This is a genomic window from Thalassoglobus polymorphus, assembly GCF_007744255.1.
Taxonomy (GTDB): Bacteria; Planctomycetota; Planctomycetia; order Planctomycetales; family Planctomycetaceae; genus Thalassoglobus; species Thalassoglobus polymorphus.
This window is the reverse complement of record NZ_CP036267.1, coordinates 3,189,211-3,216,179: the sequence shown is the minus strand read 5'-3', so window position 1 is coordinate 3,216,179 and position 26,969 is coordinate 3,189,211. Positions and strand designations below refer to the sequence as shown.

The 26,969-nt window shown below is 50.3% G+C and carries 15 protein-coding genes; 6 read left to right on the top strand and 9 right to left on the bottom strand.

Going from position 1 to position 26,969, the window contains the following annotated elements; all coding sequences use genetic code 11:
* Positions 1 to 13: 13 nt before the first annotated feature.
* Positions 14 to 5,047, top strand: coding sequence for a neutral/alkaline non-lysosomal ceramidase N-terminal domain-containing protein (locus tag Mal48_RS11585; RefSeq protein ID WP_197441640.1), 5,034 nt, complete (start codon positions 14 to 16; stop codon positions 5,045 to 5,047).
* A gap of 214 nt (positions 5,048 to 5,261) precedes the next feature.
* Positions 5,262 to 8,765 carry a DUF1553 domain-containing protein gene (locus Mal48_RS11580; RefSeq protein ID WP_145199286.1) on the top strand — a complete coding sequence of 1,168 codons (3,504 nt, stop codon included), beginning with the start codon at positions 5,262 to 5,264 and terminating at the stop codon, positions 8,763 to 8,765.
* Positions 8,766 to 8,806: 41 nt separating this feature from the next.
* Here the strand turns inward: Mal48_RS11580 and Mal48_RS11575 are convergent, their stop codons facing one another.
* From Mal48_RS11575 to Mal48_RS11545, 7 genes are all read right to left on the bottom strand, one after another.
* On the bottom strand, positions 8,807 to 9,880 hold the full coding sequence (locus Mal48_RS11575) for an NHL repeat-containing protein (RefSeq protein WP_145199283.1): 1,074 nt from the start codon (positions 9,878 to 9,880) through the stop codon (positions 8,807 to 8,809).
* A 368-nt stretch (positions 9,881 to 10,248) separates the two neighbouring features.
* On the bottom strand, positions 10,249 to 12,213 hold the full coding sequence (locus Mal48_RS11570; protein WP_145199280.1) for a sodium/solute symporter: 1,965 nt from the start codon (positions 12,211 to 12,213) through the stop codon (positions 10,249 to 10,251).
* Complete coding sequence (locus Mal48_RS11565; RefSeq protein ID WP_145199277.1) at positions 12,210 to 12,452, bottom strand: DUF485 domain-containing protein; 243 nt, start codon at positions 12,450 to 12,452, stop codon at positions 12,210 to 12,212. The genes Mal48_RS11570 and Mal48_RS11565 overlap by 4 nt, the downstream gene beginning before the upstream one ends.
* Positions 12,453 to 12,671: 219 nt before the next feature.
* Complete coding sequence (locus Mal48_RS11560; RefSeq protein WP_145199274.1) at positions 12,672 to 13,862, bottom strand: pyridoxal-phosphate-dependent aminotransferase family protein; 1,191 nt, start codon at positions 13,860 to 13,862, stop codon at positions 12,672 to 12,674.
* Positions 13,863 to 14,087: 225 nt separating this feature from the next.
* A complete protein-coding gene (locus Mal48_RS11555; protein WP_197441639.1) occupies positions 14,088 to 16,250 on the bottom strand; it encodes a cytochrome b N-terminal domain-containing protein in 2,163 nt (720 codons plus the stop codon).
* Positions 16,251 to 16,419: 169 nt separating this feature from the next.
* Entirely contained in the window at positions 16,420 to 16,986 is a 567-nt protein-coding gene (locus Mal48_RS11550) for a ubiquinol-cytochrome c reductase iron-sulfur subunit (RefSeq protein WP_145199270.1), read from the bottom strand.
* 142 nt (positions 16,987 to 17,128) lie between these two features.
* Positions 17,129 to 18,151 (bottom strand): DHH family phosphoesterase, encoded by a 1,023-nt coding sequence (locus tag Mal48_RS11545; RefSeq protein WP_145199267.1) that lies wholly within the window; start codon positions 18,149 to 18,151, stop codon positions 17,129 to 17,131.
* Between the two features lie 161 nt (positions 18,152 to 18,312).
* On the opposite strand from Mal48_RS11545, the gene Mal48_RS11540 reads away from it, so the two are divergent.
* Complete coding sequence (locus Mal48_RS11540; protein WP_145199264.1) at positions 18,313 to 18,657, top strand: 4a-hydroxytetrahydrobiopterin dehydratase; 345 nt, start codon at positions 18,313 to 18,315, stop codon at positions 18,655 to 18,657.
* Positions 18,658 to 18,843: 186 nt separating this feature from the next.
* Here Mal48_RS11540 and Mal48_RS11535 read toward each other — a convergent pair whose 3' ends face one another.
* Together Mal48_RS11535 and gcvT are read right to left on the bottom strand one after the other, a co-directional pair.
* Positions 18,844 to 19,557, bottom strand: coding sequence for a pyridoxine 5'-phosphate synthase (locus tag Mal48_RS11535; protein WP_145199261.1), 714 nt, complete (start codon positions 19,555 to 19,557; stop codon positions 18,844 to 18,846).
* Positions 19,558 to 19,599: 42 nt separating this feature from the next.
* Positions 19,600 to 20,691: a glycine cleavage system aminomethyltransferase GcvT gene (gene gcvT / locus Mal48_RS11530; RefSeq protein WP_197441638.1), complete on the bottom strand. Its 1,092-nt coding sequence runs from the start codon at positions 20,689 to 20,691 to the stop codon at positions 19,600 to 19,602.
* A 219-nt stretch (positions 20,692 to 20,910) separates the two neighbouring features.
* Here gcvT and Mal48_RS11525 point away from each other — a divergent pair, with 219 nt between their 5' ends.
* The 3 genes from Mal48_RS11525 to Mal48_RS11515 all read left to right on the top strand — a co-directional run bounded on the left by Mal48_RS11525 (position 20,911) and on the right by Mal48_RS11515 (position 26,964).
* A complete protein-coding gene (locus tag Mal48_RS11525) occupies positions 20,911 to 22,056 on the top strand; it encodes a serine hydrolase domain-containing protein (protein ID WP_197441637.1) in 1,146 nt (381 codons plus the stop codon).
* A gap of 127 nt (positions 22,057 to 22,183) precedes the next feature.
* Entirely contained in the window at positions 22,184 to 24,868 is a 2,685-nt protein-coding gene (locus Mal48_RS11520) for an FG-GAP-like repeat-containing protein (protein ID WP_145199252.1), read from the top strand.
* A 368-nt stretch (positions 24,869 to 25,236) separates the two neighbouring features.
* Positions 25,237 to 26,964, top strand: a complete 1,728-nt coding sequence (locus Mal48_RS11515) for a SulP family inorganic anion transporter (protein WP_145199249.1) — start codon at positions 25,237 to 25,239, stop codon at positions 26,962 to 26,964.
* The last annotated feature ends 5 nt before the right edge of the window (positions 26,965 to 26,969 follow it).

Here is a 26,969-nt window from a genome sequence, read left to right as displayed (position 1 = left end):
AGGTGCTGAATTGATGTTCACAAAGAGATTGCTGTTTATCGTCTTCGTTGGTTGCTCCGGGCTACTTGCCTTTGATGATAATTCGCTCGGTGCTGATGAAGCTGTCGTTGCTCCACAAGTCTATTCTGTTGGCGCTGCCCGAGTTGATGTGACGCCTAACACGCCGGTCCGCTTGAGCGGATTCGGATTTCGTCGAGAAGAGTCTGATGGAATTCAGTCTCCGATCTATGCACGCGCGCTTGCGATCGGAACTGACGAAGAAGGTCCAACGATCTTAATCACTTTGGATTCGACAGGAATTTCAGATGCTGTCGTCACTGAAGTTTCGAAGCAACTCGCACAGGATGGAATCTCCCGCGAGAAGTTCGCAATCACGACCACGCATACCCACACAGCACCAATGGTTAAAGGAATCCTCCCGACCCTGTTCGGACAACCGATTCCCGAGGCGCATCAGAAGCATATTGATCAGTACACTAAGGAACTGACGGACCACTTGGTCGAGGTTTCCCGGTCGGCACTCAAAGCACGTCAGCCAGCTGAACTATGGTGGGGAACCGGACAAGTTTCATTTTCCAAGAATCGCCGCAGCCCTGAGACTGGTCCAGTTGACCACGGGTTACCTGTACTGGTTGCCAAGTCAACTGATGGAAAACCGTTCGCCGTTCTGGCAACGTATGCCTGCCATGCTGTGACGCTCTCTCATAATCTCGTCGGAGGAGACTGGGCTGGGTTTGCTTCGGAAACCATCGAGCGGATGCACCCCGGTGTTGTCGGCATGATTTCAATTGGTTGCGGTGCAGATCAGAATCCGATTTCAGGCGTTACGGGTGATAAAGTCGAAGTTGCTCAATCGCAAGGGCTAGAATTGGCCACGGAAGTTGATCGTGTGCTGAAGAATGCCATGAAGCCGGTTTCAGGTGCCCTGACCGGTCGTATTGAACGATTCAATCTCCCACTCGCTGAGCTACCACCTCGATCATATTGGGAAGAGCGAGTGAAAGTCGGAAAGTACATCGGGCATCACGCTCAGGTTCAACTGGACACTCTGGACCGTGGTGAAAAACTTGCCACGTCTGTTCCGTATTCTGTGCAAACAATCACGTTTGGCGAGAGCCTGGGAATGGTTTTTCTCCCCGGTGAAGTTGTGGTCGACTACGCCATTCGCCTTCGCAAGGAATTTGATCCCACACGAGTTTGGGTGATGGCATACGCGAATGATACTCCTTGCTATATCCCGTCTGAGCGTGTGCTTCAGGAAGGAGGATACGAAGGTGGGAGTGCAATGACCTACTACAACAAACCAGCGAAGTTAGCCCCCGGTGTGGAACAGCTGATCTTCGATTCCATCGTTCGATTACTTCCCGAATCTTACAAAAACAGACAGACTGCGAAAGCTGATGCCGGTCTCCCTCCACTTTCTCCTGTACAGTCGTTGAACCGTCTCACTTTACCAGATGACTGGACTGCTCAGGTTGTCGCCGCCGAACCGTTGACGATCGATCCGGTCGCTTTCGATTTCGGACCTGACGGGGCTCTTTGGGTTTGCGAAATGCACGACTACCCGTCTGGACTCGCGGGAAACTTTGAGCCAGGAGGGAAAGTTCGACTCCTGAGAGATGTCAACAATGATGGAGTTTACGACAGGTCGACTCTGTTCATCGACAATCTTCCCTTCCCCACGGGAGTGACCGTCTGGAAGAAGGGCGTTTTGATCTGTGCCGCCCCAGATATTATTTACGCAGAAGATACGAACGGCGACGGCAAGGCAGATGTAAGGCGTGTGCTATTTTCCGGCTTCGGAACCGAAAATTATCAGGCCCGCGTCAACAGCCTCACTTATGGGCTGGACGGTTGGGTTTATGGAGCATGCGGCCTGTTCGGAGGAAACATTAAATCGCACATCACAGGTGAGACCGTCCTGCTCGGGAATCGTGATTTCCGAATTGATCCAGATCAAGGAATCCTTGAGCCGCTCACCGGCCGAACTCAACAGGGGCGAGTTCGCAATGATCAAGGAGACTGGTTCGGCTGCAGCAACGGTCAACCTTGCTGGCATTACCCACTTCTGACCGGGGAGACTCGCCCAGGTTTAGCAACAGCTCCGCTGATCACATCTGTCCCGAGTGGAAATGGACGCCAACTGTTTCCAGAGATTGAAGACTACCAGCGTTTCAAACTCTCCGGGCCAGCGGGGCAAGTTACTGCGGCATGTGGTTTGGGGATCTATCGAGACGATTGGCTGGGGCACAATCTTTCCGGAAATGCAATTGTTTGTGAACCTGTAAATCTTTTGTTGCATCGCCGAGTACTGGAACCGAATGGTCTGACGTTTACCGGGAAACGTGCTGTTGGAGAGGAGTCTTCCGAAGTCGTGACCTCAACCGATAACTGGTTTCGCCCGGTGCAGGTTCGCACTGGTCCAGATGGTGGACTTTGGGTCGCGGATATGTCTCGCGGAGTGATTGAGCATCCACGCTGGATTCCCGAAGAACTTCGCAAAAACCTTGATGTCCGAGCCGGTGATCGCCAAGGCCGCATCATCCGAATTCTCCCGACAGGACTCAAGGCTCGCCCGACTCCTTTGCTATCGGAAATGACCTCTGCGCAACTGGTCGAAACGCTGAAATCACCAAATGGAATCCAGCGCGATCTCGCTCAACAGCTTTTATTTTGGAACCCGGATGATTCAGTTATTTTAGATTTACGCGTGCTCGCAACATCTGAATCCTCAACGCCATCGCGTGTCGCAGCACTCTGGGTTCTGGCACGTTATAACGCACTAACATTCAACACTTTGCAAAATGTATTGAGTGCATCTGATCCGCAACTTCGTCGACAAGCTGCCCGCGTTATTGCGGAGCAGTCGCAAAAGATCGAACAGCCTGAAAAGTTGCTTCAGATACTCCGGAACGAAAAAGACTTGTTAGTTGTCAGGGAACTCGTCGAGGCATTAAGAGCCTTGAAGGGAGATTCAAGCACGAACTGGCTCGCGGAACTATATCCAAATTACTTGCAAGATCGCTATTTGAAGTTTGCTATCTTGCGAGCGGTTGACGACGCTCATTGGGGACTCTTTGTATCACAAGTGCTGAAGAACGTTGAAGCAACACAACAGACGTTACCACTCGTTGAACCTCTCCTTTCAGTCAGCCTGGCTTCTCATAACGAAGGGGCGATGAAGCCACTGCTCGCGACCATCCTTCCTGAAAAAGGTGAAACGACGCGTTTCCCTTCACTCGTCGAGCAAGTTGCTGTTGCAGTTGCGAGAAACCCGAAACTGGCAGCGAATTGGTTTGATCAAGAATCGAACCAGCGACTTCAGGCACTCAAGGTGGATGCACGGTCGAACATTGGAAATGAGGAACTGGCTGAATCGGTCCGTTTGTCATCTGCTGGATTATTGGGACTTGATCCGGAAAATGTCGATGCCGACCTTGATTTGCTCGCAGCCCAACTCGGCTCTCAAACTTCTCCATCACTCCAACAGCGTTTGATTTTAGTGATGGGAAGAACAGCACACGATCGAGTTCCAGAGTTACTGTTCGACAAGTGGACTTCACTCGGACCGTCAGCAAATCAAAAGATTTTAGATTTGCTCCTGAGTCGCCACGAATATTCAATGCAATTTCTGACAGCCATTGAAGAAAAAGAAATCGCAGCGAACGTACTTGATGCGACACGGCGTCAAATTCTTTTACAACATCCAAACGCTGAAGTGAAAACGCGGGCTGAATCTGTTTTCAAAACATCAACTGACTCGACACGAGCAGCTGTCATCGAGAAGTATCGAACCGCTCTCAGTTTGACCGGAAACCCAGAGAATGGAGCAAAGGTTTATCAGAAAAATTGTCGTATTTGCCATCAACTTAACGATCAGGGGTTCGCTGTGGGGCCAGCACTCAGTGAGTCGAAAAACAAGGCTTGGTCAGCATTGTTGAATTCGGTCCTCAATCCGAACGAAGCAGTTGACCAAAGATACGCCGTCTATGTCGCTGCAACGGTCGATGGGCGTGTGCAGCAAGGTTTGCTCACCAGCGAAGACCGCGAGTCGATCACACTCAAAGGGCAAGAGGCCAAACTTACCACCATTCCAAGAAATGAAATAGAAGTCCTTCAAAGCACTGGGCGATCAATGATGCCTGAAGGTCTTGAAAAAGAGATGACCGCTCAGGACTTTGCGGATATTTTTGCATACATCACTGAACGAAATAAATCGGGCGAGGAGGATACCGAACCACTGGCAGTCGTCGCTCAAAAGCTTCTCGACGATGCTTTGCCGAATCAAGAACGGCAGGACTATCTCGCAAAACACTTGCACGATCCATCAGGGTTAATTCAACAGATGATCGACGATTTGCCTGCCAATGATCTTGACGAAGAGTACCGACGAATCCCCTGGATCTGGCGTGTTGCCATCGCTGCAGGCAAAGAAAACGATTCACAGAAGCTTCTGGCAATTCTCGATTCTTGTCTTCCAGAACTTGATGGAAAGCTGACTGACTGGCAATCGGTTGTCATTGGTGGTGGTGTCGTCAATGGTATTTCAATTCAAGGGGATTGGCCACACGAACGTATTGCAGAACTCATTGGAAACGATCGGGAGCTTCGAAGTCGCTGGCTGCATACAATTTCCGAAGCAGAAAAAATGAGTGACAATGAAGCGATCAAACCGGGCACACGATATGACGCACTGCGTATCATCGCGATGTCCGGTTGGGATCGTAGTGGTCAGCAACTCGTTAGCTACATTGGCGACAAGGGAAAGCCACAGCTTCAGATGGGGGCGGTCAGCGGACTTGTTGATGTTCCAGATCCTCCAGCGACGCAGGCTCTGATTTCGCATCTTCACCAGCTCAATCCAACGAATCTTCAGCTCGCCATCGATGGGCTCCTCCGTTCCGAAACAAGAGCAATCGCGTTGCTGAACGCGATTGCTGATGGGAAGGTCAGCAAAGAGCTTCTCAACGAAAAGTCCCGCGACGCTTTGAAAAAATCAAAGTCGAAAAAGGTTCAGGAGGCTGCAAGGAAAATCTTCAGTGACTAGGCGAGGTCGCTGAGAGTATGTTCACAGTTAGTCTGCAGTATTCTCGCTCATCCTCTATAGTCATTTAGGCTCAGGTGACTCATCTGGGCCTTCTCCGACAGAAGCGCCCCGTCACTCAATACTGATTCTCAACATCTCGCAATGAACAAAGTGAATGCCGATCGTTCTCACTGAAAGACCTTGCGAAACCTGTGCTCAACTGTGATGATGAACCTTGTTGACCACTGAAGAGAGCGGCCGAATTCGAGTTCTTGCGCAGCTCGATGAACAGCGAGTGGAATGGTTCAACCTCAGCACATCTTTGATTATTGATAGCGGTGAATTGATGAAGTCTTCCATATTTTATTCGTTCGTTCTCATCCTTGCTGGACCGGTGATTCATTCTCAAGGGCAGGATCGATATTCGCAGATCGTCAAGGCAGATAAGCCTGTCGCCTGGTGGAAGTTCGAGGCTCCGCAAGATGGAGCCTTTCTGGATCAATCCGGAAGTGGTTTGCATGCTCGCATTCAGGGAGTAGTCGCAGCAAAGCAAGCCGGACCGCGTCCGTCTGACTATCCCGATTTTTCTCCGAAAAATCAGGCGATACGGATCGATCGTGGGAAAAATTACCTCGTTGTTCAAGATCCCGGTGCCGACTCGGTGCTCGATTTCAAAGCGGGCGATGGAATCACTCTGGAAGCTTGGGTGAAAATTGATGATCCACTTTCAGGGAGCTATCCCTACATCATCGGGAAGGGAAGAACGAATAATCCCGGTACGCACCGCAACAACCAAAGCTACTCCTTGCGTCTTGCGACAGCTGGGGGAAAAACGGCGCTCAGCTTTTTCTTTGTCGACCCAACTGGCCTCACAAAGCATATTCACGAAGCGGGGCACCGATGGACTTCCAACGCTTCTGTACCGGCGGATGGATATTGGCATCATGTCGCGGTGACATACACTTTCGGTCAGGAGAAAAGCCTGCGTGGGTATATCGACGGTAAAGCCGTTCCCGGGAAATGGGACCTTGCGGGAGACACGACTGCTGGCCCGATCGTAGATGATGATGAATTGTGGATTGGATCATCGGTTGGAGGCGGAGCTACGCTCGGAGCGTCTCTTGATGAAGTTGCAATCTACCGAACTGCTTTAAGTCCAGAGGCCATCAAAAAGCATGCGAAGGTCGACATCAAAGTCGATCATTTTGCATTTGAAGAAATCGATGGAGACCTCCCCAGTGACCACGTTCAAGTCGACATCCTCGAAACTGTTTCAGCGGGGCGAAGTTGGAAATTCTTGAACAAGGAAATGTCTCCTCTGTATCAGACAGACCTCTTTGCACTCGACCGATTACCGCAAAAATACAACAACAAGGGTCTGATTATCGACCGACCTGCTCCAAGTTTGATTCGACTCAGTAGTACGGTTGAATTCGATGCTGGTGAGTACGAATTCCGGATTCGTTCGCTCGACGCCTCTCGCCTCTACATCGATGGGAAGCTGATAGCAGAAACCGAGTTTATGAACCCTCGCGCCGATGCACATCAGGAGTATTACAGGCTCACTCAGTATGGGGACGAAATTCTTTCTCTCGCTGCAGGGCAGTTGGAAGATCACCAAAAAGTTGTGCTGACTGCAGGTAAGCACAATGTGGTGGTCTACCGACTTGTTGGGAACAAAGGGAAAGGAAATTACCTTGGAGAATTCAATGTCGGGTATGCAAAAACTGGCGAGCAGCTCAAGTTCTTGGCTCCTGAGAGGGATCTCGATTATACAGATGAAGGTTGGCTGACATTCAAAAATGAAGAACGCCAGCGACTCATCGACTGGAATCAGCGTGAACGTTTGGCGATCAGCCAGGCAGAGCAGAAATACTGGCAACAACGCCACGCATGGGCGAAAACTCAGGCGGGTCCCGAGATTGATGTTCCAGAAATTCAAGATGCACCAAGTCTGAAATCGAATCTCGACAAATTTATCTTTGCCTCATTGCAGAAGGAGGAGCTCAAGCCGACTGGCCAGATTTCAGACAGTGAGTTCTTGCGGAGAGTCTCGCTCGACACGATCGGAACAATTCCTTCTCCGAAACTCATTCAAGAGTTTTTCGAACTTCCCAAAGAGACACGTCGTGCAGAGATCATCGAGAAGTTGCTGAACGACCAAGGTTGGGCGGATCACTGGGTTGGTTACTGGCAGGATGTTCTCGCTGAAAATCCTGGCTTGACGAAACCAGAATTGAACAACTCCGGTCCGTTTCGCTGGTATCTTTATGAATCGTTCTTGGACAACAAACCTTTTGACCGATTTGTGACAGAACTTTCTCTCATGGAGGGGAGTAAATACTCTGGAGGTCCAGCTGGGTTTAGCGTTGCATCACAAAATGATGTCCCCATGGCAGCCAAGGCTCACATTCTCGGTACAGCATTCCTTGCAGTCGAAATGAAATGTGCTCGCTGCCATGATGCTCCATACCACGACGTAAAACAGGAAGACTTATTCAGCATTGCCGCTTTACTGAAGCGAGATGCACAGAAAGTCCCCGGGAGTAGTACGATTCCTCTTTCCACGGAAGAGGTTGCCAGCTTGTCAGTCAAAGTCACACTTCAGCCTGGATCTTCCGTAAAGCCGAAATGGCCTTTTGCTCAGTTTGTCTCCGCAACGGATGCGGACCATCCAGTCCTTGCGGAAGAGTTCGTTCGAAACGCTAATGACTCACGACACCAACTCGCAGCCATGCTGACCAGTCCACATAACAAACGGTTCTCACAAGTCATTGTGAACCGAGTTTGGGCGAAGTTGATTGGGCGTGGAATCGTTCAACCGGTTGATGACTGGGAAGAAGCAGAAATCTCGCACCCTGAGTTGCTGGATTATTTAAGCCGTGAGTTCATCCTGAGTGGATACGATCTCAAAGCTCTGACGCGAACAATTCTTCTGAGCGATATCTATCAGCGAGCCCCTGTGCCGGGATTGCTTGCTGACAACATTGGCGCGGAAAAGTTTCGCGGCCCGATCCGCAGAAAAATGACCGGTGAGCAACTTGCTGATTCGCTCTACGCAGCCACTGGAAAATCTTTTGGCAGTGAAAAGCTGACAATGGACGCTGATGGAAAACGACCGGACAGCATCTTTGTACATTTGGGGACACCGGAACGAGCCTGGCAACTCATTACTGTCAGTAATGAGCGGGACAGGCCGAGTATGTCGATACCGGTCGCGCAAAGCATCATCGACTTGATGTCGGCGTATGGCTGGCGTCAGCAGCGGCAAGAACCACTCACGCATCGCGAAGATCCGCTCACGGCACTTCAGCCAATGGCTTTGGCAAACGGAACTTCCTCGTTAAAAGCAATTGATTTCTCAGACGACTCAGCTCTCACACATGAAGCGCTACAGGATCAGCCGGTCGAGGTGTTTGTGGAGCATCTCTTCGAACGTCTCCTCACTCGAACCCCAACTTCTAACGAACGGGAAATGTTCAGTGGTCAATTGCGAAAAGGCTACGAAACGCGAATCGTCGCAGGGCCAGAAGCGGTTCCACCGAAGCGAATGTTCCGATCAGGAATCACCTGGATCAACCATTTCCACCCCGATGCCGACCGCGAAGCGATGGATCGATCTCGAGAAATTCTTGAAGGCGATCCCAAGTCAGTTCGTCTCGACCCCGATTGGCGACAACGAGCTGAAGATGTCGTCTGGGTCTTAGTGAACTCACCAGAATTCGTGTTCGTTCCGTAAGAAATTTCCACACGCTTTCATGCGTGTGGAAAGGCAGACTTTTACGCCTTCACAAGTTTCGTCACGCGACCGCCAACGACCCATTCGACACAAAAGATGTCGTTGTTCATGTCGAAGCAGGCATCGTGCGGATGAACGAATTTCCCAGCTTTCCACTGAGCAGGGGATTTTCGCATTGCAAAACCATTCCCAAGAACCTGCTCTCGCCATGTCGCGTCATCACCCAGGTGTGCCAGGACCGAATTGTTCTTGTCCAGAATTGTGATTCGGGCATGTAAATCTGGAACGAGCATCAATTCTCCCTGTGTGTCGATATCCGCCGGGAACAGGAAACCGTCCAAAGTATTAAGGTGATTTCCGTCAAGGTCGAACCACTGTAATCGTTTATTTGCACGATCTGCGACAACGAGCTTGGGGACGCCGTCGCGGTCGTCGAGCCATTGGCCGTGAGGTGTTGAAAACTTTCCGTTCTCGCTACCTTTTCCTCCCAGAACACGCACAAATTTATCATCCTTGTCGTATTCAAAAATGTAGTTGCTGCCATATCCGTCACCGAGATAGTAACCGCCATCGGGGCGGAAACTGGTGTTCGTCGGCCGATAGCTAACTTTGGGGCCAAGCACTCCGCTATCTTTGTGAAGTTGGTCTCGACCACGGTTCCAGACGACTTCGCCTTTGAGAGTCATCTTTGTGAAGAAGAGTGATTTGTCACTCGGAGCAAGATAGAGAAACTCTTCCGATCCTTCTTTGCGGATATCGATTCCGTGGCCCTTCCCACGATTCTTGACCTGGTGCTCTTTACCCATCGACTTGACGAATTTTCCATCTGCATCGAAAACAAAAATCGAATCCGGTCCACCTTGATGTGTGATGTAAATGAGCCCCTGCTGATCGACTGCAACGCCATGAGAAGCTCCGCCGTAGCTGTGACCGTTGGGGAGGGCATCGCTTCCCCAATCATGAACAGACTCGTAAACATGTTCGCCTGTTCCAACAACTGGCGATTTTACTCCAGCTTTGTCACTTGCGTTGAGGAACATCGGCGCGGTCACGCTGGCAATGGCGGTCGCTGCTGAGGTTTTCAACATCGCCCGGCGAGTTTGTTGACGACTCATGCATTTGTCCTGAACTGAAGGATGAATCAATTGTTGTTGATTCAAAGCATATCGACTTCTACAAGTTGTGCCAATTCTCAAGTTGTTCGCCACGAGGCAGAACGTAAAGTCCAATATTGGATATGCTCTATAGAATGCTTTCGCATTGGTCTTCAGTGTCGATATAGCCCCCGGTATAGTCCCGGTGAGTCATCGGGAGAGAAGCGACCACCCAAGATGCAGCGATAATGCTGCAGACTCATCGTGAATTTGCTCTCGTGTTTGATCGTTTCTTCTCGGATGAGCGAGAGTGAAGACATAAAAAAAGCTGCACACCTGACCTGAGGTGTGCAGCGAAGTGCGTTTGAGCCGCAATCGTCGTTCAAGAGTTAGCTGGCGACTGCGGTTTCGGATTTGGACTTTGTTAACATTGAAAAGAGAATCAAAGTAATGAAGCCAAGTGGAATGGTGACAATTCCGGGTTGGCTGAACGGGACATATCCCGGATGACCAGCGTAGCCGTAAACCGAACTGAATGTGTCGGCACTCAGCAGGATCCACCCGAGTGATGAAATCATTCCGACCCACACGGCAGCGATAATTCCCTGTTTTGTCGTCCCTTTCCAGAAGAGAAGCATCACAAGAGCGGGAAGATTTGCAGATGCCGCAACACTAAACGCCCAGCCAACCAGATAGCCGACGTTCATTCCTTCGAACAGAATTCCAAGGATAATCGCAATTGCACCCACAACAACTGAAGTGATTTTCGCAACTTTCACTTGTTGATGATCACTCAGCTCAACTCCTCCGACATTCATCAACAAGTCGCGCGTCACCGCACCAGCTGATGCGAGAATCAAACCGGAAACAGTTCCAAGGACTGTTGTAAATGCGATCGCGGAGATGATTGCGAACAGCCAGATGTTCATGCTTTTTGCAAGCAGTGGAGCGGCCATGTTTGTGTCGGTCACATCCATCGCGCCTGAGACCATTGCACCAAGTCCCAGGTACAATGTCAGTACATAAAAGAAGCCGATCGCTCCGATGCCGACAATGGTACTTTTGCGGGCACACGCCTCATCTTTGACGGTGTAATATCGAATCAGGATATGTGGCAAAGAGGCTGTTCCGCAAAACAAAGCCAGCATGAGAGACAGAAAGTTCAGCTTGGGAATCAGTTTGTCTCCACGGATTCCGGAAAACTTTTTGTTGTTCCCCGGCATGAGGACTTCGCTTCCCATTGTCGGTTTTTGGTAGTAGAGAGTCGTTGTGGAACCATCTTCATTTTTGAAGATATCACTCCCCCACAAGATCACTTCGCTGCCATGAAATTTCTGAAAGAACTCGACTGGTCCCAAAGGGCCAGTTTCTTCTACATCGCCAGGAAGCTTGCTGATGTATCCCACGGGATGAAGTTCCGGTTCACCTTTTTCAGTCCCTTTTTCTTCGCCGTTGACGATAATTTTTCCATCAGCTGCATGCGTGAACATTTGCCCTTCAACAAGCATGACTTCATTGCTCTTGGCAATCGGCTCAATGTGGTAGGTGTAAATTCTGTCGTGATCAGCTTCCTTGGATTGAATGAAGTTGAGTTCTTTAAGGCGTTCCTCTCTAGGGAGAAGTTCTCCTTTGACTCCATCAAGTTTCGGAGGAGTATCGCCAGTCCAGTCCAGATCACTCATTGGAAATGGACCAGCCTTGGTGAACTCATATTTATCCATGCCACCTGATTCTGTTGAGAAGCCTTTCGCAAGAATCATCAGCGTCAGGATGAAGCTGAAGATCACCAGCAAGGACCCTTTCAGGAACTGGACGTATGTTGTCGAGACCATTCCTGCGGAGACAACGATAATCACTACAGCAGCGCCTACCAGAAGTACGCCGACCCAGTGGGGGAATCCGAGAAGTGGTTGAATCAGCACGCCGGCTCCCACCATTTGTGGGATCAGATAGAAAATTGAGACAGCTAACGTACTAATTCCAACAACGAGCTTAATTCCGCGCGAATCAAACTTGGCATCGAGAGCATCGGCAAAAGTGAATTTCCCTAGTCGCTTGAGTGGTTCTGCGACCACAAACAGTGCGACAATCCACCCAGCCAGAAAGCCGATCGAGTACAAAAAACCATCGTACCCGTAAAAGGCAATCATCCCACAAATTCCAAGGAATGATGCCGCCGAAAGGTAATCTCCAGCAAAGGCAATTCCGTTGATGAACCAGGGGATTTCACCATGGGCTGCGAAGTACCCGGCGGAAGACTTTGCCTTGCCAGCAAGATAGAAGCTGAGCCCCATCGTCCCGCCGACAAAAGCCAGAAACGCAATCACTGCAATGACAGAAGGTTCGTAAATCATTTTTGCACCTCTTCTTCGCCGTTAGGAACCTCAGAACGACAAAGAAAGCCGTAAAGAATTGCGAGCACAAACGCAGCGACGATCAGACCGAAGCCGTAAATAAGCGCAAGGTTGATCCCTTCAATAGGGGTTGCTCGCATGGTGTCCGGGCTGAATGCATTCAGAAGCACAAAACCGGAGTAGAAAAGTAAATAGACGGCGAAGAGCCGCAGCCCGATCCGCGCATTCCGAGCCTGCATAATCGAATTCCAATCTTCAACAGGAGTATTGAACTACTCGTGAGTCTTGATTTGCGTTCGAATCTCTTTGAAAAACTTTTGAACACATGCTCACGAGCAGTTGATGAATCAATGATGTTTGATTGAACGGGAGGATACTGATTCAGGAGATTGGTCACAAGCGCTTTATGAAGATGTTTTGCCAGACGCCTTAAGTGATACGCGAATCAGTAAGTCTTCTCAGGCACTCAGATTTGAGTACGCTTGATTTGCTGCTCCGACACCCGCACCGGGCGTCAGGTGATGTCCGGCTGATTGTAAGCAGGATTCTAAAGCAGCCAGAAAGAGGAGGACGTTTCGTTGTGTGCATGCTTCGCCCATCAAGCCGATTCGCCAAGTCTTACCCGCCATCGGACCGAGACCTCTGCCGATTTCAATTCCGAAATCATTCAGCAATTGTCCTCGGACAGCTTTGTCGTCGACGCCATCTGGAATCGTGACAGCATTGAGCATCGGGAGTCTGTACTCTTCTGCGACGGTATATTTTAATCCCATTGCTTCCAGACCTGACCGTAATGCCTGATGATTGCGTTGATGCCGTGCAAATCGGTTTTCGAGACCTTCTTCGAGCAGATCTCGCAATGCCTGATGCAATCCGTAGTTCATGTTAATGGGGGCAGTGTGGTGATATGCGCGTGATTGATCACTCCAATAGTTCCGGACCATGGTCATGTCGAGATACCAGCTGGCGACTTTGGTACTTCGAGCTTCCATCGCTGCAACGGCTCGGTCGCTGAACGTAACCGGAGCAAGTCCTGGTGGGCAGCTGAGGCATTTCTGCGTTCCAGAGTAGGCCGCATCGACATTCCATTTATCAATTTCAACGGGCAAACCACCAAGAGATGTGACGCAATCCATCAAGAGGAGGGCACCTGCATCGTGTACAACTTTCGAGATCTCCGGGATCGGTTGCAGAGCTCCTGTGGATGTTTCAGCATGAACAATTCCGACAACCTTTGGTTGAAACTCTTCGACTGCTTTCTGAATCTCTTCTGTTGAAAAGACCTCGCCGAAAGGACGTTCGATAGTTTTGACGTCTGCGCCATAGCGTGCAGCCACGTCTGCCATGCGTCCTCCAAAGACTCCGTTTACGCAAACGAGAACTTTATCACCTGGCTCGACAAGATTCACGACACAGGCTTCCATTCCGGCACTGCCTGTTCCGCTCACTGCGAGAGTCAGCTTGTTTTTCGTCTGGAAGGCTGTCCTCAGCATCTGTTGGACTTCGTCCATCAGGTTCAGGAAGTATGGATCAAGATGCCCGACCGTTGGGGCTGCCAAGGCTGCCAGCACCTGTGGAGCGACATCACTTGGCCCTGGCCCCATAAGAACGCGGCGTGGTGGTTGAACGTGGGGGAATGATGACGACATTGAGAAATCTCCTGTGCCAGAAACAGGACTGCTTTCAAAACAACCCTGTTCGGCATGGTCTAAAAAGGATCGGGGCTCGAAGTGTCACTTCAAGCCCCGATTGTAAATTTTGAATCGATCAGTAGAAAACACTTTCGTGTATTCTGTGTTTGTGAAAACTGCTTTTCATGCGATAAGTCGCTCACTTCCACAAATCAGTTTGTATCGACTCTTCCTGAAATTGCTTTACTCCGCGTTCGCTGCTTCTTTCGCTTCATCCTCAGCAGGAGGGGCGTCATCAGCAGGCTTCGCATCGTGGGATGCAGTCGCAGGTGCGATGTAGTAGTCCTTCGCCAACCAGCGAGAGACCATTTCCAGATCGTGTTCTGAAAGTTGAGACTCGAACGCAGGCATGGCATTGTTACCGTATTCCCCTGCGTAATGAGCTTGTGGATTGGCGATAAAATTCTTGAGCCACTCTGTCCCGGCGTACCCGGTGAGGACTGGCTGCAAGTCTTCGGAAAGTGGTTCTTCCTGAAGAACGAATTTGAGTAGATTGCCTTCTCCCTGAGTCGTCAGTGCGTGCATGCTGTGGCAGTCGACACAGGCGTCGATGGAACCTTTAGTCATTTCTCCGCTGACGAAGATTTCCTGACCACGTTGAACGACTGCGTCATCGGGAGCCAATGCGTCTGGCCGTTGGCTTTGTGTGTAAAGAAATTCGACAAGGGCTTTGTAATCATCTTTGTTCTCTGGATCAGTGAGAACTTCAGCGTTACTGTCTGACCAGTCTTTCATTGAGCCTTCGAGAATCGCTTGAGCTGCTTCGGCACGTTCTCCAGTGATATTTGCCAACGAACTGAAGTGACCTCCGAAGTCTGTCAGCACGGCTTGAGTCCATGCCCGCGAACCGAAGAAAATTTCTTCGCGGTTTGCGGGATCGGCAAGTCCGGGCGCTTGCGGCTTCTCTTCGAACTCATCAAATCGCGATTCTGTCTGGTGGCAACTCAAACAGTATTGTTCAAAGATTTTTGGACCTTGAGTCAGTGGATCATTGGCCAGGAGAGTCGCCGCCCCTTCTGGAGGGATACCCGTTTCGGACATGGCAAGTTCGACTGTACGGTGGCCGTCGCGATGTGCTTCTGCCACGGACGCCCGAAAGTCTCTCCCTTCTTCAGTGTCGCCGTACCAGTCTTCGTAATAGGCGATTCCGGTCAAGGCTCCGGCGATCCCGATCATCGTCCATAAGTAAGCGACGTTGAATTTGTGCCCCAGCCGGAAGTAAGCAATGATTGGCATCAATGCTAGAATTCCAAAGAGGATTCCGGGGATCACGATTGCGCCGAGTGCTTCGCCAAGGTGAGTCATTTCACCCCATTGGCTGACGAATTCGAATTGCAAAAACTTGAACAGGAACAAGTAGTACCATTCCGGTCTCGCTGCAGAATACGCCTCAGATGGATTCGCAGGAGCTGTTAACTCAGCACCATGCCAGTACATCGTGGCACCAAGAATGGCAGCCATCACCGCAAGGCAGGCGACTCCATCTTTCAAAACTTGATCGGGCCAGAAACGTGATTCGGGCTCTGGTTTCCCTTTCCGACCAAACAGGAATGCGAAAAATCCGAGAACCACAAAGATAATCGCTATTGCATATGCGGGGGGGAAACTAACGAGTTTAAAATATTTAGCGATGGCGATCCCTGCTGCAATGACGACACAGGCTATCGAGAACACTTTGCTGGAAGTGACTGAAACTTCGCTATGAGTGTGAATTGCATGACGCCGGAAAACGTAGATATGAAGGGCCAGAAACCCAACAAGCATTGCAGGCAAAATCCCTGCGTGTAAGGCAAAGAATCGCGTCAAAGTGTGGTTCCCATAAGATGTTCCCCCTTGCATTAATTGCTGCATATAGGGACCAACTAAGGGTGCCGAGCCCATAATCTCTGTCGCCACCCGCGTTGCGTAATAGCCTTTCTGATCCCAAGGGAGCAGATACCCCGTGAGTCCGAGGAACATGACGATTTGCATTAAGACCAGCCCGAGCCAGAAGTTCACCTCCCGCGGAGCTTTGTAGGCTCCATCAATGACGACCTGCATCAGATGGAGCATCAACAGGATCATCATTGCCTGAGCTGCAAAGTGATGAATTCCGCGTACAACCCAGCCGAAGAGCATGTGATACTGAATGTAGTACACACTTTCCCAGGCGCTCGTGGCACTCGGACTATAAGCCATCCACAAGCAGAACCCGGTGATCACCTGCACGAAGAACGTAAACGTGAGTGTACTTCCCCAGACATATCGCCACTTGGCTCCTCCGGGGATTGGCTCGTTAAGAGCCTCGTGCATTAAGTCCCGGTATCCAGTTCGATGATCCAGCCAATCTGTGAGTCGTTTGATCATGGGAGGTCGTACTTTTTAGCTCGAACAAAACCTGGACAAGTGATTGCAAATCGAGTGTATCAAAACGATTCCTATCAGTTGTCAGGCTTTCTTAATCAAAGTTAAATGAATTCACGATCTGGGGAGGTAAAGCCATCTCTAGACGGAGAGACTTCGAGAGAACGGATTTTTATACCGGGATTTTTTCTGAAGTCCCAGCACGGAAGTTTTGAAATTTGACCCACACTTCAGTGTTGTTGCGGATTTCAACTTCGAGGCTATCCATTGGACGAGGAGGGATGTCGTTCGTCCGTTCTCCATCTGGCTTGAAGGCGCTATCGTGACAGGGGCAAATGTAGGAGTTGGCATCTGCTTTGTAATTCACAGTGCATCCGAGATGCGGACATGTGGCATTGAATGCAGACAGATTGCCCGCTTCGTTCATGCTGACATAGACCGATCCGATGGCTGCTTCGGCGTAGGTTGTCCAGGCATCTGTTTTGGTACCGGAGACTCTGAACGCGCGTGGCGGACCACCCGGAGTGAGTGAGTCAGTCGAACCGACCATTAGAAAACTGTCGCCATCCTCGCCCCCTTTTTTCTTTTTCAGTAGCGGAGTGAGGAAGAAACCTCCGCCGAAGGCGACAGGGATGATCGCACTCAGGCCGCCAACGAGAGCGGCTGAGAATTTAAACAGAAATCCACGCCGCATATCGTCTTGATGGGCTGTTGATCCGTGATCAGAAGGGTCAGTCATGATGACAATCTTTTCAAATTGATCTTGAATTCGGTGTCCAGGAAGAATCCGTAATGACAAGTGATGATGAGCTACGCTTGTCGACAAATCGGCTTGGTCGAAACGTAGTCGGTACCACTGAAATCTCGTTGATGAAAAAGGCTTAACTGGTGGTGGGTGACTCTGAAGGACTTTCTTGGGGTGGGAATATCTTTTGGAATTGGCTGAGCAACGACGCTTTCGCTTCTTCCATTGGCCCCGGAAGGAGTGCTCCCGCAGCCAGTTTGTGACCACCACCTCCGAAGTTTTCGGCAATGGCAGCCACGCTGATTTCTTCTGAGCGACTTCTGAGACTCCCTTTAATTCGACCATCAAGTTGCTGGACGAGAATAAAAGCGGCTTCGACTCCCTCAATGGTGAGGCAAGTATTCACGATGTCTTCAGTATCCGCTGGCTTCGAGCCAGTATCGGAAAAATCTTTCCGCATAGCAAACGTGAAAGCCAATCGACCATCAAATTCGACCTGCACACGATCCAAAATGATCGAATGAAGTTTCAGCCGAGCTAGAGACGACCGCTCATAGAGCTCTCGAAATAAACCTGTTGGTTGAACACCGTAGTCGATCAGTCTCGCTGCCGTTCGATAGGTACGAGCATCGGCATTTGGGAAACGATACCAGCCGGTGTCGGTCGCAATGGCTGCAAAGAGTGCATCGGCCTGATGGCCAGATGGAGGGTGGTCGAGGAACTCAGCAAACTCTGTCACTAACACTCCAGCCGCAGCGGCCGTCGTGTCTTTGAATTCGATTGCCCCTAGATCGTCCGAAGCCAAGTGGTGATCGATGATCACTTTTTTTGCTGACGTTTTCTCAAGAACCTTTCGAACATCTCCCACCTGAATCCAGGCTGAGGTATCAACGACGATATGGACATCGGTATCACATGCTGATTCCAAGGAAACACCCGGACCGAATTTTGCAACCTTCGAATCTGGGTCAAGAAAACGAAGATGGTCCGGGGTCGCTGAAGGATTGATGATGCGGACTTCTTTGCCGAGTGCTTCGAGCAGACTGGCCAGTCCTATCTCTGATCCGATCGCATCTGCATCCGGTCGAACATGACTGGTAATGACAAACCGCTGATGAGCCGAGATGATTTCCTGAAGCGGTTGCCAGTCAATATGCATGGATGTTCCTTTGGTTTTCGGTTGTGTTTTTCGAGGAAATGAGTGAAGTTGAAGATGTCGAGAGTCAGCGGATGCGAATGCTCTCGAACCGGAGTTCTCATCCCTCCGTATCGAAATGTAATGAGAATTCGAAGACATCGCCAATCAATAGGAGTGAACTTATGGCAGACGACGTCATTTTAACTGAAAACGAAATTACAGAAACACTAAAGGAATTGCCCGGCTGGGAGGCCAAAGATGGTTGGCTGAGACGGAAATACAAGACGCCCGGATGGGCACATACGATGATGCTGACCAACATGATTGGTTATGTCGCCGAGGCAGCGAACCACCATCCGGATCTGGAAATTGGCTATGCTCAGGTGATCTTTAAAATCCAGACTCATCGCGTGAGAGCCATCACAGAAAGCGATGCGGCACTGGCAAAAAAAATCCACGAAGCAGTGACATGGTTGCCATCAGAAGAGTCTCCACTCAGTGGTTTTCCGAAAAAGTGGATCGAGTAACACGACTCCTTCGGAGTAATGCCGTTCGAGAGACTTTGGATTGTTGAGGCTGAGTTGAGAGGGGCAAGATGTCTGCGGTAGCCTGCACAAGTTTTATTCGTACTCACAACACTGCTGCGATCGCTCTCCCCTCGAAGGAGAGCGATCGCATTTTCAGGTCTTTGTAGAAACGAAGTCGAACTCCGGTTACGAAATTAAATCTTTCATCTCGCGGACGGCCTTTTCGAAGCCTACCATTACGGCACGGGCAACGATGCTGTGCCCAATGTTCAGTTCGCTGACACCTTGGATCTGTGCGATCGGAATCACATTTCTGTAGGTCAATCCGTGTCCCATGTGAAGCAGCAAATCTTCATTCAAGGCCACTTCACTCGCGTCGATCAGCGTGCTTAACTCGGCAGCTTGAGCCTTCTCGCTGGTCGCTTCGGCATATTGACCGGTATGGATCTCAACCCCTTGGACCCCGAGCTTTCTGGAGGCTCGAATCTGTTCGACATCAGGATCAATGAATAGGCTGACTTCAATTCCTGCACCCAGCAGTTGATCAACGCAGGTTTTAACGCGATCGTAATGGGTGACGACATCGAGCCCACCTTCTGTTGTCAGTTCATCTCGTTTTTCAGGAACCAAAGTGCACTGATCAGGAAGAACGTCTAAGGCGATCTGAGTCATCTCTGGCTCAGCCCCCATTTCCAGATTCAGTTTTACTTGTACGGTTTCTTTCATGACCCGTAAGTCGCGGTCCTGAATGTGTCGACGATCTTCCCGAAGATGCAGCGTAATGCCATCTGCTCCAGCCAGTTCACATAATGCAGCTGCCCAAACAGGGTCAGGTTCAATCGTTTGCCGAGCCTGACGAATGGTGGCGACATGATCGATATTCACACCCAACTTCGGCATGATGAGATTCCTTTGAGAAGGTCGAATTCACTTCGACAAGAGTTACCGTTTATAGAAAGGAATAGCGACAATTTTAGCAGAGACACGTTTTCCTCGAATGTCGACTTCGACTTCCGTTCCAACAGTGGCGGATGCAGGATCGACATAGCCCATCGCGATGGACTTTTCGAATGTCGGCGAAAATGTTCCTGAAGAGATGTGTCCGATTTGCTGGTCCCCCAGCATCAGCAGTGCCCCTTCACGTGCAATTCTGCGACCGTCAAGTTCCACGCCAACACGTTGCGGCAAGTTTCCTTTCGAGTCGATTGCAGCGACGGCATCTCGTCCGATGAAGTCGTCTTTTTTGAGTTTCACGGCAAACCGCAATCCCGCAGTTAGGGGATCCATCGATTCATCCATCTCATGTCCGTACAACGGCATCCCCGCTTCCAGACGCAGCGTATCGCGACAGCCGAGACCGCAGGCGGTGACTTGGCTCTCTCCCGTCCCGTCATCTTTCGCTTCAATCAGTGACGTCCAGAGTTCGAGGCCATGTTCGTTGTCGACAATGATCTCGAAACCATCTTCACCTGTGTAACCAGTCCGACTGACTAAGGCTGAATGACCGAGAACCTCAGTTTGCACGGCGTAGTAATATTTGATCTCGCTTAACTTCGTTGCGACCATTGGAGCCAAAATTGCTTCCGCTTGTGGTCCTTGGATCGCGAGCATAAACGTCGAGCAAGTGGCGTCGTCCACTTCTACGTCATAGCCATCCTTGTGTTGATTGATCCAATCAACAACCTTTAATCGATTTGCACCGTTGACAACGAGTAACGTGCGATCCTCGAACCGATACACCAGAACATCATCTAGAATTCCTCCATCTTCGCGACAGAGAAGAGAATAACGAACTTGCCCGAGCTTCATGTTCGCGACTTGATTTGTCAGCAAATGATCAAGAAAAGAAATCTGATCGGGACCCGAAAACCAGATTCTCCCCATGTGGGCAATATCGAACAGCCCAGCCTGTTTGCGAACTGCGTGATGCTCTTCAACAATTGAGGAATATTGAATCGGCATGTGCCAGCCAGCGAAGTCGACCATGCGGGCGCCGGCTGCCGTGTGCCAGTCGTGGAGTGCGGTCTGCAACATGTCGATAAGAATCCTTCAACGCTAGAATGAAATTTTGCCTAATGAAATTTTGCATGTCGAACTGCCTCGGAGACTTCTGCTCGGAATATCTCTGTCTCGTCAGAAATTTTCTGAGTTTGAGAGGTCGACATGAGGACTTCGAATTTGTTCAATGAGTCGATCACTCAATCATGGCGAACCAGTCTCCGAACACAAGTGACCAAATCAGAATTGCCAAAAATGAATGTCGAAACAAGCAGATTTCTCGAAAAGACTGATGCTGTCAGCGTAGGACTCGATCCGAAGAAATGGGCAAACGTTCTCGAGGCAGCGGAACAACTCACGCAGAGCGATAAGATTCCTGCATTAGCGATTCAAGTTCAGCGGAGAGGATTGACGACAGGTTCTCACGTTTTCGGGCGAAAAACGATTTCCGGCACAGAGCCGATCGATGACCAATCTCGCTTTCTCATTGCCTCTTTAACCAAGCCGATGGTCGCAATGGCTCTCCTTTTGTTGGCTGAGCGGGGACAACTTGCTTTGAATCAGCGAGTTTCGGACATCGTCCCGGAGTTCAAAGGTGCTAATAAGCGGCAAATCACTCTCAAGCACATCTTGACTCACACATCGGGTCTTCCCGATATGCTGCCGAATAACCGCGAACTGCGGGCTGCCAATTCTCCACTCTCAAAATTTGTGAGCGAAACATCTTCGACTGAAATGGTGTTCCCCTGCGGGCAGAATGCACAATACCAGAGTATGGGCTTCGCTTTGCTCGGGCCTGTCATTGAAAACATCACCGGGATGCCATACGCAAGCTTTATTCAGCAAGAGCTTTTCGACGTATTGGGGATGACACGGACTGCACTCGGGCTTCGAGGAGAAGATCTCAACGACGAAAACATCGCTGAGCCACGCGTCCCTCACGATCAGGTTCATGAAGAGGGCTGGAACTGGAATAGCCGTTACTGGAGAACCTTTGGCGCTCCCTGGGGGGGAGTTCTCTCTACATCCCAAGATGTGAGTCAGTTTTGTCGCTGCATGCTGACGCTTGGTCAGACTCAATCGGGAGAGCAACTCTTTAATCCGTGTACTATCGAGAACGCAACCTCGAACCGCCTCCACGATTTTCCCGACATTCCTGAGCCGGTGAGAAGAACACGCGGTTGGGGGTACGGGTGGCGAATGAACTGGCCCGACCATCGCGGTTCATTCGGCGACTTCCTTGGCTCTAAAGTGTATGGGCATTGGGGAGCGACCGGAACACTCTTCTGGCTCGATCCAGAGACGGAAACCGCTCTCGTTCTACTCAGCTCACAACCGTATGATCGATCGGTCTCACCGCTTGTTCCTCTCTCAAACATGATATCCGCTGCGTTTGTGTGAGTGTCGATCTCCAATTCAGTCGCGGCGCGAAGTGCCTCTGCTCATTCTCAATGGAAGGGGTTGAGGTGTCGCAGGCACCGTGATTACTGGAATTGTCCTGCTGAGACCGAGTGCATACGATCACATCATGGCGATTTCCTTTCATTCCCTGAAAAGCAGAACCAGATGGCTCGTTGCTTTAGTGAGCCTTCTGGTTGTGGGAGTCGTTGTGGGGCTGATGACTCGTTCAGGCGAGATTCATCGTTCGAAAGTGGTGCAAAATCTCGCTCAATCAGATCCCACAAACATTGCAGAGACTGATCCAGCGGTTGAGGTGGCGAGTCAGCGGGCGAGAGAGCTTCATGAACAGTCTCATTTCCTTGAAGCGAAGAACTCTGCCAGAGAGGCAATCCGCCTCGGCGCTTCTCAGCTTGAATTATTGCTCATCGCTTGCGGTGTTCAATTTCCGCAACTGACCACTGGAAATATTCAAGGAAGTGCTCAAGGCAGTGCGCAACTTCTTATTGATGCACAGGGTTTGATGGCGAAAGGCGAAGACCGATTCGCACTGGACCTTTTGCGTAAAGTGACCTTCGACGATCCGAACCATCTTCAGGCTCAGGGGTGGTATGGACAACTTCTGGCGAAGAGCCACTCTCCCGAGTTTGCGACCTGGAACGTCGCTCTTCCTGATAATTCAGAAACGAGCGACGCGATTTGGTTCGCGAGGGGCTTGGCAGCAGAAGAAAATGGAAGTTACGAGTTGGCAGCGAAGTGCTATGTCAGTGCTCTCGAACGAAATCCATACCATGCACAATCTGCTCTGCATCTTGAAAATGTGATCAAGGCAAACTCTGAAGTTTTTCAATTCGACACTGAAGATTTGAATCGAGTGCAAACGCTGAGTCGGCTCGCTATCGGACTCGCCTTCTCAGTCGATTTTGAAGTGATGAAGCGGACACGACTTATCTTACTTGAACTAGGTGATGTCGAACTGGCGAACGCGGTGTCTCGGTCTGCACGTCAACTTGGATGTCAGGCACGCTGGGCCAGTCAAACGCTCAAAGACTCCTCTGTAGATGAGCGGAGTTATCGGTCTCGGATTTTGAACAGGAAGTTTCTTCCGGCGGTGTCAAATGTTGAACTCCCTGACTGGACCAGTTTCCAACTCAACGATTCTCAACCGTATTCTCTCTTGGTTGAGGAGGGTGAACTCTTCCGCGACATTGCTGCGGAAATGGAAATTGATTTTCACTACGACAACGGATCGGTCCCTGAATATCCGCTTGGGCATCTCTTCGAAACCACTGGTGGTGGAGTAACTGTCGTTGATTACGATCTTGATGGTTGGCCAGATTTGTATTTCGCGCAGGGAGGAAACTGGCGAGAGGAGTCAACGACGAAGACCGCCAGTGACCAGCTGTTTAGAAATATAGAAGGGGCGGCTTCGGAAAACGTGACTCGTTTCGCGAATATTGAAGAGCCGGATTTCTCTCAGGGAGTCACCTCTGGCGACTTTAACAGCGATGGGTTTCCTGATCTTTATGTGTGCAATCTCGGGGGCAATACGCTGTATGAGAATCAGGGGGATGGGACGTTTCTCAAAGTCTCTCAATCCAAAAGTGTGTCGAAAGAAAATTGGTCCCTTAGTGCTGCGTTTGCGGATTTCAACCAAGATGGCCATCCCGATCTGTACGTTGTGAACTATCTGGATCTGGAGACTGTCCGAAATAATCCTTGTCTCTTTCAAGGAAAACCGAGAGCCTGTCCACCGACAAAATTCCAGGGGACTCTCGATGAGATATATCTGAATATGGGAAATGGCGAGTTTCGAGAATTGAAGCAATCTCTCGAAGCTTGGACAACACCCGGCAAAGGAATGGGGCTCGTCATTGCTGATCTTTCTGGGGACGGGAAATTGAACGTTTTCGTTGGGAACGATGGGGAGGAAAATCATTACTTCGACGTTGTCTATTCGCCGGAGTCTTCGCTACCAAGGTTTATAGAAAGCGCCGTTCCGACGGGGCTGGCGACCGACCGAGACGGACTGAATCAGGCAACGATGGGGATTGCAGCTGGTGACGCTGATGGTGATGGTCGCATTGATCTATTCACTACAAATTTCTACGGCGAATCGAACACGCTTTATTCACAACATGAGACGGATGGATTTGAAGATGTCACTCATTCCGCCGGTGGATTAAGACCATCGAGCCTTTCCACGCTTGGGTTCGGGACGCAATTTCTTGACGTCGATCTCGATGGCGACTTGGACCTGTTTGTGGCGAACGGGCATGTTGATCGAACCTCCGTGACCGGGGAGCCGGATGCGATGCTCCCGCAGCTGTATCAAAACGATGGTCAGGGAGTCTTCATCTCTCAGCGGTCACCATCACCAACTTCCTACTTTCAAAGTCCTGTTCTGGGGAGAGCGGTGGCCACGCTGGATTGGAACCGCGACGGTAAAACCGATCTCGTGGTGACTCATCTTGATCGAGCTGTTGCTTTACTACAGAACACCAGTCGACCGACCGGCAACTCGATCACTTTTCATCTCACCGCAACAACTGGCGAACGTGATGCGATCGGAACAAAAGTGACTCTGAAGTCCGGAAGCGATTCATGGACTCAGCAGCGAATCGCAGGAAATGGTTACGCTGCAACCAACGAGAATAGTTTGACATACGGGTTGGGGAGCAATCCAAGTGTCGATTCAGTTGTCGATTCGGTTCTCATTGAATGGCCCAGTGGAGTTGTCGAGGCCTATCACGATCTCAAGCCGGGATCGAGCTACAAAATTGTTGAAGAGAAGGGTCTCTTCATAGTCCCCTGACTTCACAATGGGTCTGTGAGGTCACTCCGCAAAACGACTATCAGGCATGTGCGTGAGATCATTTTGTGGTCATTGTCAAGTTTTATGTTGCTGAAATTGGAGTTTTGGGAAGGATCAATTTCATCTTCTCGATTATAAGGAAGTTCAGTGTCTCAGACGCCGTGCATGAATTGAATTCCTAGGTATTGTGGTTCAATTTATCGCGATGATGAACTTCTTTCTTCGTTGTGCTTGACTTGTCTTCGAGAACCTGACATAGAAGGCCATCTATCGCACATTTCATGAGTCACCTGCGTTTGGTTGCTCTGAGACAACATCTCTTCTCGCGAAAAACCTCGAATCGATGAGGCTCGCGTTCTGGAAAGACCATGCTGAATTTCTTCCGAATACAATCAGGCTCCGTTAAAGACGACGTCCTCTCTGGACTCACTGTTGCATTGGCTCTCGTTCCAGAAGCGATTGCATTCGCTTTCGTCGCTGGTGTTTCACCATTAATCGGCTTGTACTCGGCGTTCTTTATTGGGTTGGTTACGGCACTGTTCGGCGGACGTCCCGGAATGATCTCCGGAGCGACCGGAGCAATGGCGGTTGTCATTGTCTCTTTGGTCGCGTTGCATGGCGTGGAATATCTGTTCCCGACTGTCATTCTATGCGGCATATTCCAGATTCTGATCGGCTTGGCTCGACTCGGAAAATTGATCCGCATGGTTCCGCACCCTGTGATGCTGGGGTTCGTCAATGGTCTGGCGATTGTGATTGGGCTCGCGCAACTCGGGAGCTTCAAAACACTTTCACCTGAGGGAAACCTCGTATATCTGTCAGGGGCACCTTTAATGCTGATGCTGCTTCTCGTGTTGATCACGATGGGGATTATTTGGCTGCTGCCGAAGGCGACGCAAGCTGTCCCGGCATCATTGGCTGCGATTCTGACGGTCACTCTGCTCTCACTTGCTATCAACTCATCGGTGACGACTCCTGGAGGAGAAAATGCCTTGGCGACTGTCGGAGATATGCTCCGCACGAATACCAAAGCAGCTGAGCTTGGACTGAATGACTCTCATCATAAAAGTGACGCGGAAGTACCAGTAGAGTCCAAAGAGGTGGTCGCCGCCTCGCAAGTTGCAGCGACCAAAATCACCGAGAAGACCGATTCAAAATCGACTGCCGATGCCGGAGGCATCAGTGGGGGATTGCCGAATCTCTTCTTCCTGCAATATGACCTCGTTCCGATGACTTGGGAAACGCTGAAAATCATCTTTCCGTTCGCCATTATTTTGTGTGGTGTCGGCCTGATTGAATCACTGATGACTTTGACGTTAATTGACGAAATTACCGAAACTCGTGGCAAAGGGAACCGTGAGTGTATCGGGCAAGGGGCAGCGAATATTGTTTGTGGGATGTTTGGCGGAATGGGTGGCTGTGCGATGATTGGCCAGTCATTGATCAACGTCAACTCTGGCGGGCGAGGGCGGCTTTCGGGAGTCACAGCCGCTGTTTGCCTGTTGCTGTTTGTCCTCTTTTTAGCTCCTCTCATCGAACAAATTCCGATGGCTGCACTCGTGGGAGTGATGTTCATGGTTGTCATTGGAACGTTCGAGTGGGCCTCCTTGAAGATGTTCCAGCGCATGCCTCGTAGTGATGTCTTCGTGATGCTCCTGGTTGCGGGATACACGGTTCTGATGCACGATCTGGCATCGGCTGTCATTCTTGGAGTTATCGTTTCCGCTCTTGTCTTTGCCTGGCAACATGCAACACACATTGCAGCGGATGTCAAATACAACGAATTCGGCTGTAAAATTTATCAGTTGCACGGCCCGCTATTTTTTGCGTCTGTCTCGTCATTCAAAGATATGTTTGATGTGAACAACGACACTGATGATGTTGTCATCGATTTTTACTTCACCCGGGTCTACGATCAGTCCGGGTTGGAAGCGATTAACTGGCTGGCAGTCAAGTATCAGGGGTGCGGCAAACGGCTCCACCTGACGCACCTCAGCCCGGAATGTCGAAAACTCCTCGACCAAGCGGGCGATCTCGTCGAGATCAACGTTTCCGAAGATCCTCAATACCACGTCGCCACAGATCGATTAGCATAGAGCAA

Bases quoted from the DNA above. Each gene is read 5' to 3' on its own strand.
- Mal48_RS11585 (WP_197441640.1), top strand. From the start codon at position 14: ATGTTCACAAAGAGATTGCTGTTTATCGTCTTCGTTGGTTGCTCCGGG.
- Mal48_RS11575 (WP_145199283.1), bottom strand. From the start codon at position 9,880: ATGAGTCGTCAACAAACTCGCCGGGCGATGTTGAAAACCTCAGCAGCG.
- Mal48_RS11570 (WP_145199280.1), bottom strand. From the start codon at position 12,213: ATGATTTACGAACCTTCTGTCATTGCAGTGATTGCGTTTCTGGCTTTT.
- Mal48_RS11565 (WP_145199277.1), bottom strand. From the start codon at position 12,452: ATGCAGGCTCGGAATGCGCGGATCGGGCTGCGGCTCTTCGCCGTCTAT.
- Mal48_RS11560 (WP_145199274.1), bottom strand. From the start codon at position 13,862: ATGTCGTCATCATTCCCCCACGTTCAACCACCACGCCGCGTTCTTATG.
- Mal48_RS11555 (WP_197441639.1), bottom strand. From the start codon at position 16,250: ATGATCAAACGACTCACAGATTGGCTGGATCATCGAACTGGATACCGG.
- Mal48_RS11550 (WP_145199270.1), bottom strand. From the start codon at position 16,986: ATGACTGACCCTTCTGATCACGGATCAACAGCCCATCAAGACGATATG.
- Mal48_RS11545 (WP_145199267.1), bottom strand. From the start codon at position 18,151: ATGCATATTGACTGGCAACCGCTTCAGGAAATCATCTCGGCTCATCAG.
- Mal48_RS11540 (WP_145199264.1), top strand. From the start codon at position 18,313: ATGGCAGACGACGTCATTTTAACTGAAAACGAAATTACAGAAACACTA.
- Mal48_RS11535 (WP_145199261.1), bottom strand. From the start codon at position 19,557: ATGCCGAAGTTGGGTGTGAATATCGATCATGTCGCCACCATTCGTCAG.
- gcvT (WP_197441638.1), bottom strand. From the start codon at position 20,691: ATGTTGCAGACCGCACTCCACGACTGGCACACGGCAGCCGGCGCCCGC.
- Mal48_RS11525 (WP_197441637.1), top strand. From the start codon at position 20,911: ATGAATGTCGAAACAAGCAGATTTCTCGAAAAGACTGATGCTGTCAGC.
- Mal48_RS11520 (WP_145199252.1), top strand. From the start codon at position 22,184: ATGGCGATTTCCTTTCATTCCCTGAAAAGCAGAACCAGATGGCTCGTT.
- Mal48_RS11515 (WP_145199249.1), top strand. From the start codon at position 25,237: ATGCTGAATTTCTTCCGAATACAATCAGGCTCCGTTAAAGACGACGTC.